The sequence below is a fragment of the Streptomyces sp. RLA123 genome (assembly GCF_056270165.1).
On sequence record NZ_JBWDOR010000003.1, the window covers coordinates 3,570,531 to 3,584,143 of the forward strand.

A 13,613-nucleotide genomic window follows, 5' to 3' on the forward strand; every position below is an offset into this window, starting at 1 on the left:
TCCCGGCGACGGCATGCGGGCGGCGCGGGACGGCCGGATTACTCCGTGAATTCGGCCGGGGACACGGCGGAACGGTGGATGAGGGCGGCCGGGGGGCAACATGCCCGCCGGCGGCCACGCTCCGCACGACCTGCGGCCCGGCACGAGCGGATGGATCGCCCTCGGCGGCCGACCGGGCCCACCCGGTCACCGGCCCCGGTGTCAGCCGCGGGTCGCCGCGCGCGAGGCGTCGTCCGCCTCGTCCTCCTGGGCGGCGCTGGCGGCCAGATTGGCCCTCGTACGCTCCACACGGGTCGAGACCTGCACGGAGGCCTGCTCGCGCAGGCCGCGCAGCACGACGAAGCTGAGCGGCGCACTGATCACCAGCGCCAGCAGCATGACCCACAGCAGGTTGGAGTCGCCGAGACCCGCCGGCAGGACGTGGACGTAGACCAGACCCCAGATGGCGAGGAAGCAGGCCGCGAAGAGGCCAAGGCGCATCAGGGAGTAGCGCAGCATGGGACTCGGCTTCCAGCTCACGGCGATGGCACTTCCTTCGGTGTGTTCGGCGGTCCGGTCCGCGGGACGTACCGGACGTACTGCCCCACCAGTGAAGCACGCGGCCTTCGCGCTCAGAGCAGCGGGAGCCACATCGTCAGCTCGTCCCTGTCGTCACCTGCGGCGACGCGGATCGCGCCGGGCGTCCGGCCGACCTCCTTGTAGCCGGCGGAGGCGTAGAAGCGGTCGAGGCCCATGCCGCTGCGGCAGGTGAGCCGCAGTCCCTCCAGGCCCAGTTCCCGCGCCGCGCGCTCGGCCTCGCGCAGCAAGTCCGCGCCATAACCCCGCCCCTGGAGGGCCGGGTCGACCATGACGGTGTAGAGCCAGGCCCAATGGCGCATCAACCGGTGGGTGTTGAGGGCCAGGAAGGCCGTCGCGGCCAGGCGCCCGTCCTCGAATCCGGCGAGCAGATGCGCCCGGCCCTCCGATATCGCCTCGCAGCGGCCCTCCGCCTGCGGGGCCACGTCGGCCGCGGCGACGGGGGCCACGAAACCGACGGCGCCACCGGCGTTGGTGACGTCCGTCCAGAGGGTCACGAGCTGGTTCCGCAGGTCGGCGGTGAGCTCGGGGTCGAGGGTGAAGCGCAGTGCCATGGCCAAACTGTAGGGACGCGCACTGACGGCTTCTGAAGCCGGTCCTGACTCCGGGCGACATCCATATGAAGCGCGGGCCCCGGATCACCGGGGCCCGCGGCCTTCCACGCGGTGCGCGGTACGGGTCAGAAACGCATCGCCTGCGGCGACTCGCGGCGCGCGGCGTCGGGGCCCGGGTACTCGCGGATGATCTCGTAGCGGGTGTTGCGCTCGACCGGGCGGAAGCCCGCGTCCGTGATGAGCTCCAGCAGGTCGTCACGGGTGAGCTTGTTGGGCGTGCCGTAGTTGTCGGCGTCGTGAGTGATCTTGTACTCGACGACCGAGCCGTCCATGTCGTCCGCGCCGTGCTGGAGCGCCAGCTGCGCGGTCTGCACACCGTGCATGACCCAGAAGACCTTCACGTGCGGGACGTTGTCGAAGAGCAGCCGGGAGACGGCGAAGGTCTTCAGCGCGTCGGCACCGGAGGCCATGGTGGTGCGCGCCTGGAGGGTGTTGCGGACCTTGCCGTCCTTCAGGTCGACGAAGTCGTGCTGGTAGCGCAGCGGGATGAAGACCTGGAAACCGCCGGTCTCGTCCTGGAGCTCACGCAGGCGCAGCACGTGGTCCACCCGGTGCCGGGGCTCCTCGACGTGCCCGTACAGCATGGTGCACGGGGTCTTCAGGCCCTTCTCGTGCGCCAGGCGGTGGATGCGCGACCAGTCCTCCCAGTGGGTGCGGTGGTCGACGATGTGCTGCCGCACCTCCCAGTCGAAGATCTCGGCGCCGCCGCCGGTCAGCGACTCCAGGCCGGCCTCGATCAGCTCGTCCAGGATCTCGCTCGCGCTCAGCCCGGAGATCGTCTCGAAGTGGTGGATCTCGGTGGCGGTGAACGCCTTGAGGGAGACGTTCGGCAGCGCCTCCTTGAGCGCCTTGAGCGAGCGCGGGTAGTAGCGCCACGGGAGCGTGGGGTGCAGGCCGTTCACGATGTGGAGCTCGGTGAGGTTGTCCCCCTCCATCTCCTTCGCGAGCCGCACGGCCTCCTCGATGCGCATCGTGTACGCGTCCTTCTCACCCGGCTTGCGCTGGAAGGAGCAGTAGGCGCACGAGGCCGTGCACACGTTGGTCATGTTGAGGTGGCGGTTGACGTTGAAGTGGACGACGTCGCCGTTCTTCCGGGTCCGCACGTGGTGGGCGAGGCCGCCCAGCCAGGCCAGGTCGTCGGACTCGTAGAGGGCGATCCCGTCCTCCCGGGTCAGCCGCTCACCCGCGTAGACCTTCTCCTCCAGCTCCCGCTTGAGCCCAGCGTCCATGCCTCGCCTCCACACATCCCTCGACCGGCCCTCGACCGGCAGACAACCCGCTCGACCATACGCCTACATGGTCTCGGGCAGCTCCCCGACCCGGTTCTCCCACTTCGTGGACAGCACGATGGTGGTGCGGGTGCGCGCGACGCCCTTGGTGCCGGACAGACGGCGGATGGTGTGCTCCAGACCGTCCACGTCGGGAACGCGGACCTTGAGCATGTAGGAGTCGTCACCGGCGATGAACCAGCAGTCCTCGATCTCGTCGAGATCGCGCAGCCGTATGGCCACGTCCTCGTGGTCGGCGGCGTCGCTCAGTTGCAGGCCGACCAGGGCGGTGACCCCGAGGCCGAGAGCGGCGGGATGAATGGTGGCCCGGTAGCCGGTGATCACGCCGGCCTGCTCCAGGCGGTTGATCCGGTCGGTGACGCTGGGGCCGGACAGGCCCACCAGCCGGCCAAGCTCGGCATAAGAGGCCCGGCCGTTCTCACGGAGGGCCTGGATGAGCTGCCTGTCCACCGCGTCCATCAGACTGGACCCCTTCATTCGTGCCATGACTGCGCTGTCGGGACAAGAATCTAAGGCATCGGCGGGCATGTGCCTTGCGCATCGAGCGGCCGCAGCCTCATCCGCTGTCATCCGCCTCCGCAGTCACAGCAGTCACGGCAGCCGCCCGCGCGGCCCCCAGTTCGCCCTCCCAGCGGTGGTAGAGCTTGTGCGGCACCCCGGCGGCGTCCAGCACCCGCCCGGCCACGAAGTCGACCAGGTCCTGGATGTGCCGGGCGCCCGCGTAGAAAGCCGGGGACGCGGGCAGCACCACGGCGCCCGCCTCGTCGAGGGCGACCAGGTGCCGGAGGGTCTGCCCGCCGAGCGGCGTCTCCCGTACGGCCACGACCAGCGGCCGCCGCTCCTTCAGGGTGACACTCGCGGCGCGCTGCAGCAGGTCCTTGGAGAGCCCCAGCGCGACCCCGGCCACGCAGGCGGTGCTCGCCGGGACGATCAGCATGCCCCTGACGGGGTACGAGCCCGAGCTCGGCCCGGCCGCGAGATCCCCGGCGGCCCAGTGGCGCACCCGGGTGACATCGGTCCCGAAGCGGTCCGGGGTGCCGTCGGCGCCGCGGGCCAGCCAGCGGGACAGGTCCTCCCGCCAGTGGCCGTCGCGGAAGGGCGCCCCGGTCTCGTCCAGCACCGTGAGCCGGGCGGCCCGGCTGACCACCAGGTCGACGGCCTCGCCCGCGTGCAGCAGCGCCCGGATCACGGCGGCCGCGTACGGCGTCCCGGAGGCCCCGGAGACCCCCACCACCCAGGGCGTCCCGCGCTCGCTGTCGTCCATGTGGCGAGCCTATCCGCCCCCTCGTACAACCTTCCGCGCAGCTCATGAGTCAATGAGGTGTCCATGTAACAACCAAGGGGTTGGGGAGAGAACCATCAACGCCATGCGGAAGGGCATCGCCGCCGCCGGCTGCGCCGCCTTCATAGCCACCACCGCCGCCGCGTGCGGCACCACCCAGAGCCTGAGCGCCGGAGCCAAGGTCCAGGGGGCCCTGGACCGGTTCGGCCAGCAGAAGGCCGTCACCTTGTCGGTGGGCTTCGACGGGAGCGAGCAGCAGATCTGGTCCGCGCTGAAGGGCTCGGACGGCTTCACCCAGGACAACGCGAAACTGCTCGCCGGTCTCGACGTCTCGATGTCCATGAGCGCGGACAAGCCCCTGAAGGACGTCAAGGGCGACCCGGCCTCGGTCGCGCTGCGGGTCTCGCTCGGCCAGGGCAAGGACCTTCTGGAGCTCCGCAGCCTGGCGGGGAAGCAGACGTATCTCCGCGCGGACGTGCGCCAGTTCCTCACGCTCGCCGGCGATCTCGGCGACAAGAAGGACAAGGCCGATCTTCAGCAGTTCGAGCAGATGCTCGACGCGGCCGACAAGCTGCCCTCCTCGCTCAAGTCCGTGAAGGACGCGCTCGGCGGCAAGTGGATCTCCATCGACCTGAAGTCCTTCGAGGAGTTCGCCAAGAGCATGGCCAAGGCCAGCCCGGCCGGCTCGCCGCTGCCGGACACCTCGGCGCTGAACACCAAGACGGCGGAGCAGATCACCGAGGCGCTGCGCAAGGCCGTGCAGGACAACGCGAAGTTCACCGACGCCGGCAGCAAGGACGGCGCCGACCACGTCAAGGTGACGCTGCCGGCCGGGAAGACGGCCGACGCGTTCGCCAAGGGGCTGAAGCCGGTGGCGGACCAGCTGCCGGACGGGTTCTCGCCCTCCGACCTGACGTCGGTGCCGGACAAGGACGTCACCCTGGACGTGGCCCTCAAGGACGGCGCGCTGTCGGGGATCAGCCTGGACCTCGACCAGTTCGACACCGGCGACGAGATCCACGGCGCCCTGCCGCTGACCGTCGGCTTCGCCGCCGACGCCCAGCCCGTCGCCGCCCCGGCCGGCGCCACCCCGCTCAACCCCCAGGACATCATGGGCGCCGTGATGCAGCTCATGGCGGGCGGAATGAGCGCGTAAGGCGCGGAACCGCCACGGACGCCGAACTCGTTGTCTACCGTGGGAAGTCCGGGCCAAGTCAGGCCGGACGGACGGACGGTGGACCACCACGAGGGGGGATCCTGTGGCGTACGAACCCATCGCCGGCCATGACGCCGGTGACGCCCGGCACGGCGCCCGCAGCGGCGCCGTGCCGGGCGCCGGCGTCCGGGCCCGTACGGCCGGGGCGCTCATGCTCACCTGGGTGGGGCTGCTCTGGCTGATCGAGTCGGTCGACGTGATGACCGGCCACGCCCTCGACACCTTCGGCATCGTGCCGCGCGAGGCCGGGGAGTTGCGGGACATCGTCCCGGCGGCCTTCATCCACTTCGGCTTCGACCACGTCGCCGCCAACAGCCTTCCCCTGCTGGTGCTGGGGTTCCTGGCGGCGCTGCGCGGCACCCGCCGTTTCCTGAGCGTGGCCTTCGTGATCATCCTGAGCAGCGGCCTGGGCGTCTGGCTGGTCGCGCCGCCGCACACCAACACCGCGGGCGCGTCCGGACTGGTCTTCGGCCTCTTCGGCTACCTGCTGGTGCGCGGTTTCGTGGACAGGCGGCTGCTCGACATCGCGGTCGGCCTGGTCGTCGCGGTGCTGTACGGCTCCATCCTGTGGGGTGTGCTGCCCACCGCGCAGGGCGTGTCCTGGCAGGGCCATCTCTTCGGCCTGGCGGGCGGCGTGGCCGCGGCGTTCCTGTTCCGGGACCGGCCTGCCGACGGCCTGATCCGCTGAGGCCGTAGGATCCCGGAAACCACGATCACGGGGGGGCCGGTCGCACATGACCGATTTCAGCAAGCACGAAGGCATACCGCCGCAGGACGCGGCTCCGCAGGGTCCGCCGCAAGGGCCGCCGCAGGAACCGCCGCAGGGCCCGCCGCCGCCCGGACCCGGCCCGTACACCGCTCCCGGGGCCGGCTCGGGCCCCTTCCCCCCGCCGCCCCCGCCGTACGGCCACCCCGGCCCGGGCCCCGGCTGGGCGGGCGCCCCGGGTTATCCGCCGCCGTTCCCGCCGCCGCCCATGCGGCCGCCGACCGGGCCGGCGATGTGGGCGCACCTGAGCGCCCTGATCACGGTCCTCGTGGGCTCCAGCATCTGCTGCCTCGGCTGGGCGCTGGGCTGGGTCCCGCCGCTGATCATCCGCGGCAACGAGCAGAACAAGTACGACCCGTTCATCCGCCACCACGCCGCACAGGCGATGAACTACGGCATCACCGCCGCCGTGACCGTCCTGCTGGGCGGCGTGGGCTACGGCGCCGGCATCGGAGGCGCGATCTGGCACAGCGAGGACAACGGCCCGATCGCCCTGGCCGTCGCCGGCTTCGGCCTCCTCGCGCTCTGCGTGCTCCACATGCTGCTCGGGATCATCTTCTGCGCCATCGCCTCCACCAAGGCCAACAGCGGCCAGTGGTGGCGCTATCCGCGGTTCGTCGCGCTGCCCTTCCTCAAGTCCGAGCAGGGCTGAGCCCGGGGGCCGGGTCCGGGGTCCCGCGGCGCTCAGACGCCGAGCCCCCGGACCATCAGGTCCAGCAGCGCGCACACGAACAGCGCCATGCCGATGAAGCCGTTGACCGTGAAGAAGGCGCGGTTGAGCCGGCTGAGGTCGCCGGGCTTGACGATGCTGTGCTCGTAGACGAAGGCGCCGCCGACGATCAGCATCCCGGCCCACCAGAAGGCGCCGGCGCCGACGGCCAGTCCGTACCAGACCAGCAGAACGGTCGTCACCACATGGCTGGCGCGCGCGCCGTACAGCGCGCCGTCGACGCCGAAGCGGGCCGGCACGGAGCGCACGCCGTGGGCGCGGTCGGCGGCGACGTCCTGGCAGGCGAAGATCAGGTCGAAGCCGCCGATCCACACGCCGACCGCGAGGCCGAGGATGACGGCGTCCCACGACCAGGTCCCGCTGACCGCGAGCCAGGCGCCGATCGGGCCCATGGCCTGGGCGAGGCCGAGGATGGCGTGCGGGTAGTCGGTGAACCGCTTGCCGTACGGGTAGACCACCATCGGGATCACCGCGATCGGCGCGAGCGCCAGACAGAGCGGGTTGAGCAGCGCGGCCGCGCCGAGGAAGAACACCACCGCGACCAGCGCGCCGGTCCACGCCGAGCGCACGGAGACGGCGCCGGTGACCAGTTCACGCCTCGCGGTGCGCGGATTGCGGGCGTCGATCTCGCGGTCGATGATCCGGTTGCAGGCCATGGCGAAGGTGCGCAGGCCCACCATGGCGACCGTGATCAGGAAGAGCTGCCACCAGTGCACGCTCCGGTCCTTCGCGAACATCGCGCTGAGCGCGGCGATGTAGGCGAAGGGCAGCGCGAAGACCGAGTGCTCGATCATCACCAGCCGCAGGAACGCGCGGACTTTGCCGTCGGGCCGGGGCGAGGGGCCGAAAAGGTCCGGGGTCGCGGATTCCGCGCTCACAGGCCGTACTCCTTCCACCGGCGGTCGACCTTCGCGGCGGTCTCCGGGTCGGAGACCACCATCTCGGGCCAGCCGCCGTCGCGGGTGTAGCCCTCCTCGGGCAGCTTCCGTGTCGCGTCGATACCCGCCTTGCCGCCCCAGAACTGCTGGTAGGAGGCGTGGTCGAGATGGTCCACGGGTCCTTCGACGACCGACAGGTCGCGGGCGTAGTCGGTGTTGCCCAGCGCCCGCCAGGCGACCTCGTGCAGGTCGTGCACATCGCAGTCGGCGTCGACCACGACGATCAGCTTGGTCAGCGACATCATGTGCGCGCCCCAGACGGCGTGCATCACCTTCTGGGCGTGCTTGGGGTACTTCTTGTCGATGGAGACGATCGCGCAGTTGTGGAAGCCGCCCGCCTCGGGCAGGTGGTAGTCCACGATGTCCGGCACGATGATCTTCAGCAGCGGCAGGAAGAACCGCTCGGTGGCCCGGCCCAGCGGGCCGTCCTCGGTCGGCGGCCGGCCCACCACGATGGACTGCAGCAGCGGCCGCTTCCGCATCGTGACGCAGTCGATGGTCAGCGCCGGGAACGGCTCCTGCGGGGTGTAGAAACCGGTGTGGTCGCCGAACGGCCCCTCGGGCAGCGTCTTCCCGGGCTCCAGCCAGCCCTCCAGCACCACCTCGGCGTGGGCGGGCACCTGGAGCGGGACCGTCTTGCAGTCGACCATCTCGACACGCTTACCCCCGACGAAGCCCGCGAAAAGGTACTCGTCGATGTCACCGGGCAGCGGGGCGGTCGAGGCGTACGTCACGGCCGGCGGGCAGCCGAAGGCGATGGCGACCGGCAGCCGCTCGCCGCGCCGCTGGGCCGCCTGGTAGTGGTTGCGGCTGTCCTTGTGGATCTGCCAGTGCATGCCGATGGTGCGGCGGTCGTGCCGCTGGAGCCGGTAGAGGCCCAGGTTGCGGACGCCGGTCTCGGGGTCCTTGGTGTGCGTCAGACCCAGGTTGAAGAAGGAGCCGCCGTCCTCGGGCCAGGTGAACAGCGCGGGCAGCGCGTCGAGGTCCACGTCGTCGCCGGTGAGGACGACCTCCTGGACGGGCGCGTCCTTCACCTTCTTCGGTGGGACGTGCGTCATCCCGGCGAGCTTGCCGAACGCCTCGCGCACCCCGACGAAGCCGTGCGGCAGCTCCGGCTTGAGCAGGCCGCCGATGCGGTCGCTGATGTCGGCGTAGGACGTCAGGCCGAGCGACTTCAGCAGCCGCCGGTCGGTGCCGTACACGTTCATCGCCAGGGGCATCGAGGAGCCCTTGACGTTCTCGAACAACAGCGCGGGGCCGCCCGCCTTGTTCACCCGGTCGACGATCTCCCCGACCTCCAGGTACGGGTCGACCTCGGCGGTGACGCGTCTGAGGTCGCCGTCCTTCTCCAGGGCCCTCAGCAGCGAGCGAAGATCGTCGTAAGCCATGCGGTCCAGTATCCGGCACGCACTAGTCTTGGCCCGTCACCGGGGCCCTGTCATGCCCCGCCGTCGCTGCCTGGGGGGCATTCCCGCGATGATCCGGCTTCTCCCGTTCCTGCTGGTGCTGGCGTTGATGATCTACGCCTTCATCGACTGCCTCAACACTCCCGAGGAGCAGGTCCGCGGCCTCCCCAAGGTCGTGTGGATCATCATCATCCTGCTCTTCGGCGAGATCCTGGTCGGCCCCGTCGTCTGGCTGGTCGCCGGCAAGCACCGGACCTCGCCGGCGGGCGGCAGCACGCCCGCGGAGTGGCACCGCAACCACCGGTCGCAGTGGGTCGCCCCCGACGACAACCCCGAGTTCCTCCACTCGCTCCGCGAGGAGAACAAGCGGGACGAGGAGTTGCTGAAGAGCTGGGAGGCCGACCTGCGCCGCCGCGAGGAGGAACTGCGGCGCCGTGAGAACGGCCCCGGCGGCACGCGGGACGAAACCCCGCCCCGCGGCTGATCCCTGCGGGACACTGGCCGCCATGGACACCGCACAGGCGATGCTCACGACGGCCGTCGCCGAGGCCCGCGCGGGTCTCGCGGAGGGCGGCATCCCCATCGGCGCCGCGCTGTACGCCGCCGACGGCCGCACGGTCCTGGGCCGCGGCCACAACCGCCGCGTGCAGGACGGCGACCCGTCGATGCACGGCGAGACGGCCGCCTTCCGCGCGGCCGGCCGGCAGCCCACCTACCGCGGCACGACCATGGTGACCACGCTGTCGCCGTGCTGGTACTGCAGCGGCCTGGTGCGGCAGTTCGGGATCTCCCGGGTGGTCATCGGCGAGGCCCGCACCTTCCATGGCGGCCACGACTGGCTGGCAGAGCACGGTGTGGAGATCGTCCTGCTGGACGACCCGGAGTGCGTCGCCCTGATGACGGACTTCATCAGGGACCGCCCCGAGCTGTGGAACGAGGACATCGGCGCATGATCCCCACCATCGACCTCGGCCCCTGGCTCACCGGCGGCCCCGCCGCCCGCGCCCGCGTCGCCGCGACCGTCGACGAGGCCCTGTGCACCGCAGGCTTCCTGCTGGTGACCGGGCACGGCGTGGACCCGGCGCTGCGCGCCGCCGTCCGGGAGCAGGCCCGCGGCTTCTTCCTGCTGCCCGCCGCCGCCAAGCAGGCGTACGCGGTGAAGGTCGGCGGCCGCGGCTGGCTGGGGCCGGGCGCGGAGGCCAACGGCTACGCGGAGGGCACCGCGACCCCGCCCGACCTGAAGGAGTCCTGGTCCTTCGCGGCCGAGGAGCCCACCGGCGACCCGGCCGTGGACGCCGAGTGGTTCCTGCCCAACGTCTGGCCGTCCCAGGTCCCGGGGCTGCGGCCGCTGGTGACGGAGTACACGGCGCGGATGCGCGAACTGTCGGAGCGGCTGCTGGAACTGCTGGCGGCCGCGCTGGAGGTGTCGCCGGACTTCTTCACCCGGCACACCGGACATCCCACCTGGGGCCTGAACCTCAACTGGTACCCCGGCACGGACGTCGTCGGGGAACCCGCGCCCGGCCAGTTCCGTATCGGCCCGCACACCGACTTCGGCACCGTCACCGTGCTCGACCGCCAGCGGGGCAAGGGCGGTCTCCAGGTCCACACCGACACCGGCGGCTGGGAGGACGCCCCCTGGCATCCCGACGCGTTCACCGTCAACATCGGCGATCTGATGGCCCGCTGGACCGGCGACCGCTGGCGCTCCGGGAGGCACCGTGTGCTCCCTCCGCCGGCCGACGCGCCGGCGGAGGAGCTGATGTCGCTGGTCTTGTTCTACGAGTGTGACCCGGGCACCCGGGTCGCGTCGCTGCCCGCTCCCGTCGGCCGGGTCGCGTACGAGCCCGTGGACTCGCACGCGTACCTGAGGGCAAAGCTCGACGCGATCGGCCTGGACTGAGTGCGTCCCGGCGGGGGCTCAGACCCCCGCGTAGGAGTGCTTGCCGGTGATGAAGATGTTCACCCCGTAGTAGTTGAACAGGAAGCACGCGAAGGCGAGCAGCGCCAGGTAGGCGGCCTTGCGGCCCTTCCAGCCGGCGGTGGCGCGGGCGTGCAGGTAGCACGCGTAGACGACCCAGGTGATGAAGGACCAGGTCTCCTTGGGGTCCCAGCCCCAGTAGCGGCCCCAGGCGGCCTCGGCCCAGATCGCGCCCGCGATGATCGTGAAGGTCCACAGCGGGAAGACCATGGCGTTGACCCGGTACGCGAACTTGTCCAGGCTCGCGGCGGCCGGCAGCCGGTACATGATGCCCGCCCAGGTGCCCTCGGCCTTGCCGGAAGCCGCGAGAGCGGTCTCGTACCCGTCCCGGAGGAGGTAGAGCAGCGTCGCGACCGCGCCCAGGTAGAACACCGCGCCGGAGATGATCGCGCAGGAGACGTGGATCCACAGCCAGTAGGAGTGCAGGGCGGGAACCAGCTGGTCGCTGTCGGTGTAGAGGACGGAGACGGCCAGGCCCAGGTCGAGCAGGACCGTGGTGGTCAGGATGAGCCCGATCCAGCGGACCTTCTTGCCCAGCGCCAGCAGCACGAGGTACGCGGTGACCGCGACAGCGCCGAAGGTCGTCGAGAACTCGTACATGTTGCCCCACGGCGCGCGCTGCACCGAGACCGCGCGGGCGACGACACTGCCCACGTGCATCGCCCAGGCCAGCACGGTCAGCGAGATCGCCATCCGGCCGTAGGTGTCCCCCTGCCGGTCGCCGCCGGCGGCGCCGGGTCCGTCCGCGAAGCCCCGGTCACTGCTGGAGGCGCGGGTGACGACCGCGGGCCGCTGCAGGGTGGCGGTGCCGCCCCCCTTGACGGTGACGGTCACCGCGGGCCGGTCCGCGGCGGGTTCTGCGGCGAGCGCGGCGGAGGTCCTGGCGACCTTGCTGCGGCTGCCGAAGACCCACTCCGCGATGTAGGCGAGGAAGGCCAGCGTGTAGACCGCCATCGCCGAGTAGATCAGGTAGTTGCTGATATGGGCGACGTTCTCGTTGACCGCGGCAGCACTGGTCACGCGCGCGCTCCTTCGTCATCGGGCAGGGGTTCTTGCGAGGATTCCGGGGCCGCCGCGGGCAGCAGCGGTGCCGTGGACGTGAGGTCGGCGGCGAGGTCGCCGAGTTCGTCGGCGATCCGCACCGACTCGCTGCGGCCGAGGCCGGCGAGCTCGACGACGGTGACACCGTCCGCGCCGCGCACCGCCCGCACCCAGACGCGGCGGCGCTGGATGAACAGCGATCCGGCCAGGCCGAGGATGGCGGAGACGGCGCTCACCAGCGCCCAGCCGTTGCCTACCTGATGGGAGACCTGGAAGCTGGCCCAGGTCTTGACGCCGTTGAAGGTGAGGGTGCCGTCGCCGTTCGGCAGGGTCAGCGTGTCGCCCGCCTTCATGGCCTTGCGGACGATCCCGCCGTCGCCGTCCTTGAACTGCTTCATGTTGGTCGTGTCGAGCTGGTACACGTTCTGCGGCAGTCCCGCGTCCACGCCCAGGTCTCCGTAGTAGGCGGTGAGGACGAGCGCCGGGTAGTCCAGGGCGGGGAACGTGGAGTGCGGGCCCTGAGTGGCGTTCAGCCCGAAGGTCGGGGTGAACAGGCCGCTGAAGCCGTACTGGATCCGCTTGTCCGCGTGGTTGCGGGCGTCCATCACCTTGATCACGCCGGACGAGGTGAGGTTGCCGTCCTGCGGCAGGAAGGGCACCGGGCCCTCGAAGACCACATTGCCCTTGCCGTCCTTGACGGTGACCGAGGGCGCGTAGCCGTGGCCGATCAGGTAGACCTTCGAACCGCCGATCTCCAGCGGCTTGTTGACCTCGATGGCCGACGGGGTCCGCTTGCCGTCCACGCTCGTCCAGTAGTGGATGTTGGCGCGGAAGGTGCGCGGGGTGCCCTTCTCGGGGCCCGAGCGGGCGTACGAGGCGTCGAAGCCGTCCAGGCTGAAGCCGAAGGTCGCCAGGTCGTCGGCGTTGTAGAAGGTGCCGGGCTTGAAGTCGTCGTACTGCGTGAGGGTGTTGTTGAAGCCGTCGCCCTCGACGATGAGCTTGCCGCCCTCGGCCTTGAACAGCCCGCCCACCGCGAAGGAGATCAGCAGCCCGAACAGGGCGACGTGGAAGAGCAGGTTGCCCGCCTCGCGCAGATAGCCCTTCTCGGAGGCGACCGCGGAGTCCGCCGCCCGGGTCCGGAAGCGCCGGCCGCGCAGCACCCGCCGCGCCGACTCGAGCACCTCGTCGGGCTCGGCCGCGGTGCGCCAGGTCGCGTACGCCGGGAGCCGGGTGAGGTTGCGCGGCGGGAGCGGGGGCTTGGCGCGCAGCTGGCCGACGAACTGCCAGCTGCGCGGCACGATGCAGCCGGCGAGCGAGACGAAGAGCAGGATGTAGATGGCCGAGAACCACACCGAGCTGTAGACGTGGAACAGGCCGAGCTTCTCGTACAGGGGCGTGACCGCGGTGTGCACGTCCTTGAAGTCCTGTGCCTTGACCGCGTCGACGCTGGTCTGCGGGACCAGGGAGCCGGGGATCGCGGCCAGCGAGAGCAGGAAGAGCAGCACCAGCGCGACCCGCATCGAGGTCAGCTGCCGCCACGTCCAGCGCAGCCAGCCCCACGTCTCGCGAAGGGTCCAGCCGAGCCCGCCGGCGACGCCGGGCCCGCGCACGCCGCCGAAGGAGCCGGGCACGATCTCGCCCAGTTCCTCCACCGGCGCGGTGGACAGCTGGGCGCCGGCGGCCCCCAGGTCCGTGCCCGTTTCGGTGTCCGTGCCCGCTTCGGCTTCCGCGGGGCGGCCCGCGGCCGCCGTCTCGCTGTCTTTGGAACTCATGG

The 13,613-nt window shown here is 71.0% G+C and carries 15 protein-coding genes; 6 read left to right on the forward strand and 9 right to left on the reverse strand.

Annotation, left to right across the window (positions count from 1 at the left end; translation table 11 throughout):
- Positions 1-201: 201 nt before the first annotated feature.
- The 5 genes from RV983_RS16180 to RV983_RS16200 all read right to left on the reverse strand — a co-directional run bounded on the left by RV983_RS16180 (position 202) and on the right by RV983_RS16200 (position 3,743).
- Entirely contained in the window at positions 202-498 is a 297-nt protein-coding gene (locus RV983_RS16180; RefSeq protein WP_475990346.1) for a DUF4229 domain-containing protein, read from the reverse strand.
- A gap of 113 nt (positions 499-611) precedes the next feature.
- Entirely contained in the window at positions 612-1,130 is a 519-nt protein-coding gene (locus RV983_RS16185) for a GNAT family N-acetyltransferase (protein WP_475986484.1), read from the reverse strand.
- Between the two features lie 125 nt (positions 1,131-1,255).
- Positions 1,256-2,419: an aminofutalosine synthase MqnE gene (gene mqnE / locus RV983_RS16190; protein ID WP_475986485.1), complete on the reverse strand. Its 1,164-nt coding sequence runs from the start codon at positions 2,417-2,419 to the stop codon at positions 1,256-1,258.
- A gap of 63 nt (positions 2,420-2,482) precedes the next feature.
- Positions 2,483-2,938: an Lrp/AsnC family transcriptional regulator gene (locus tag RV983_RS16195; RefSeq protein WP_475990347.1), complete on the reverse strand. Its 456-nt coding sequence runs from the start codon at positions 2,936-2,938 to the stop codon at positions 2,483-2,485.
- Between the two features lie 97 nt (positions 2,939-3,035).
- Positions 3,036-3,743: a UbiX family flavin prenyltransferase gene (locus RV983_RS16200; RefSeq protein ID WP_475986486.1), complete on the reverse strand. Its 708-nt coding sequence runs from the start codon at positions 3,741-3,743 to the stop codon at positions 3,036-3,038.
- Between the two features lie 103 nt (positions 3,744-3,846).
- Between RV983_RS16200 and RV983_RS16205 the strand changes: the two genes are divergently transcribed.
- The 3 genes from RV983_RS16205 (at position 3,847) to RV983_RS16215 (ending at position 6,395) form a co-directional block, all read left to right on the forward strand.
- Positions 3,847-4,917, forward strand: coding sequence for a hypothetical protein (locus tag RV983_RS16205; protein WP_475986487.1), 1,071 nt, complete (start codon positions 3,847-3,849; stop codon positions 4,915-4,917).
- A gap of 211 nt (positions 4,918-5,128) precedes the next feature.
- On the forward strand, positions 5,129-5,665 hold the full coding sequence (locus RV983_RS16210; RefSeq protein ID WP_475990348.1) for a rhomboid family intramembrane serine protease: 537 nt from the start codon (positions 5,129-5,131) through the stop codon (positions 5,663-5,665).
- A 46-nt stretch (positions 5,666-5,711) separates the two neighbouring features.
- On the forward strand, positions 5,712-6,395 hold the full coding sequence (locus tag RV983_RS16215) for a DUF4870 domain-containing protein (protein ID WP_475986488.1): 684 nt from the start codon (positions 5,712-5,714) through the stop codon (positions 6,393-6,395).
- Between the two features lie 32 nt (positions 6,396-6,427).
- Here RV983_RS16215 and mqnP read toward each other — a convergent pair whose 3' ends face one another.
- The gene (gene mqnP, locus RV983_RS16220; RefSeq protein ID WP_475986489.1) at positions 6,428-7,351 is read right to left on the reverse strand and encodes a menaquinone biosynthesis prenyltransferase MqnP; all 924 of its coding nucleotides are present in this window, start codon (positions 7,349-7,351) and stop codon (positions 6,428-6,430) included.
- Positions 7,348-8,799: a menaquinone biosynthesis decarboxylase gene (locus RV983_RS16225; protein ID WP_475986490.1), complete on the reverse strand. Its 1,452-nt coding sequence runs from the start codon at positions 8,797-8,799 to the stop codon at positions 7,348-7,350. The genes mqnP and RV983_RS16225 overlap by 4 nt, the downstream gene beginning before the upstream one ends.
- A gap of 88 nt (positions 8,800-8,887) precedes the next feature.
- Between RV983_RS16225 and RV983_RS16230 the strand changes: the two genes are divergently transcribed.
- The 3 genes from RV983_RS16230 to RV983_RS16240 are packed head-to-tail and all read left to right on the forward strand — an operon-like array spanning position 8,888 to position 10,720.
- Positions 8,888-9,301 carry a PLDc N-terminal domain-containing protein gene (locus tag RV983_RS16230; protein WP_475986491.1) on the forward strand — a complete coding sequence of 138 codons (414 nt, stop codon included), beginning with the start codon at positions 8,888-8,890 and terminating at the stop codon, positions 9,299-9,301.
- Between the two features lie 22 nt (positions 9,302-9,323).
- Positions 9,324-9,770, forward strand: coding sequence for a nucleoside deaminase (locus tag RV983_RS16235; protein ID WP_475986492.1), 447 nt, complete (start codon positions 9,324-9,326; stop codon positions 9,768-9,770).
- Positions 9,767-10,720, forward strand: coding sequence for an isopenicillin N synthase family dioxygenase (locus RV983_RS16240; protein WP_475986493.1), 954 nt, complete (start codon positions 9,767-9,769; stop codon positions 10,718-10,720). Before RV983_RS16235 ends, RV983_RS16240 begins: the two co-directional genes overlap by 4 nt.
- Positions 10,721-10,738: 18 nt before the next feature.
- Here the strand turns inward: RV983_RS16240 and ccsB are convergent, their stop codons facing one another.
- Together ccsB and resB are read right to left on the reverse strand one after the other, a co-directional pair.
- Positions 10,739-11,818 (reverse strand): c-type cytochrome biogenesis protein CcsB, encoded by a 1,080-nt coding sequence (ccsB, locus tag RV983_RS16245; RefSeq protein ID WP_475986494.1) that lies wholly within the window; start codon positions 11,816-11,818, stop codon positions 10,739-10,741.
- Entirely contained in the window at positions 11,815-13,611 is a 1,797-nt protein-coding gene (resB, locus tag RV983_RS16250) for a cytochrome c biogenesis protein ResB (RefSeq protein WP_475986495.1), read from the reverse strand. The genes ccsB and resB overlap by 4 nt, the downstream gene beginning before the upstream one ends.
- Positions 13,612-13,613: the final 2 nt, after the last annotated feature.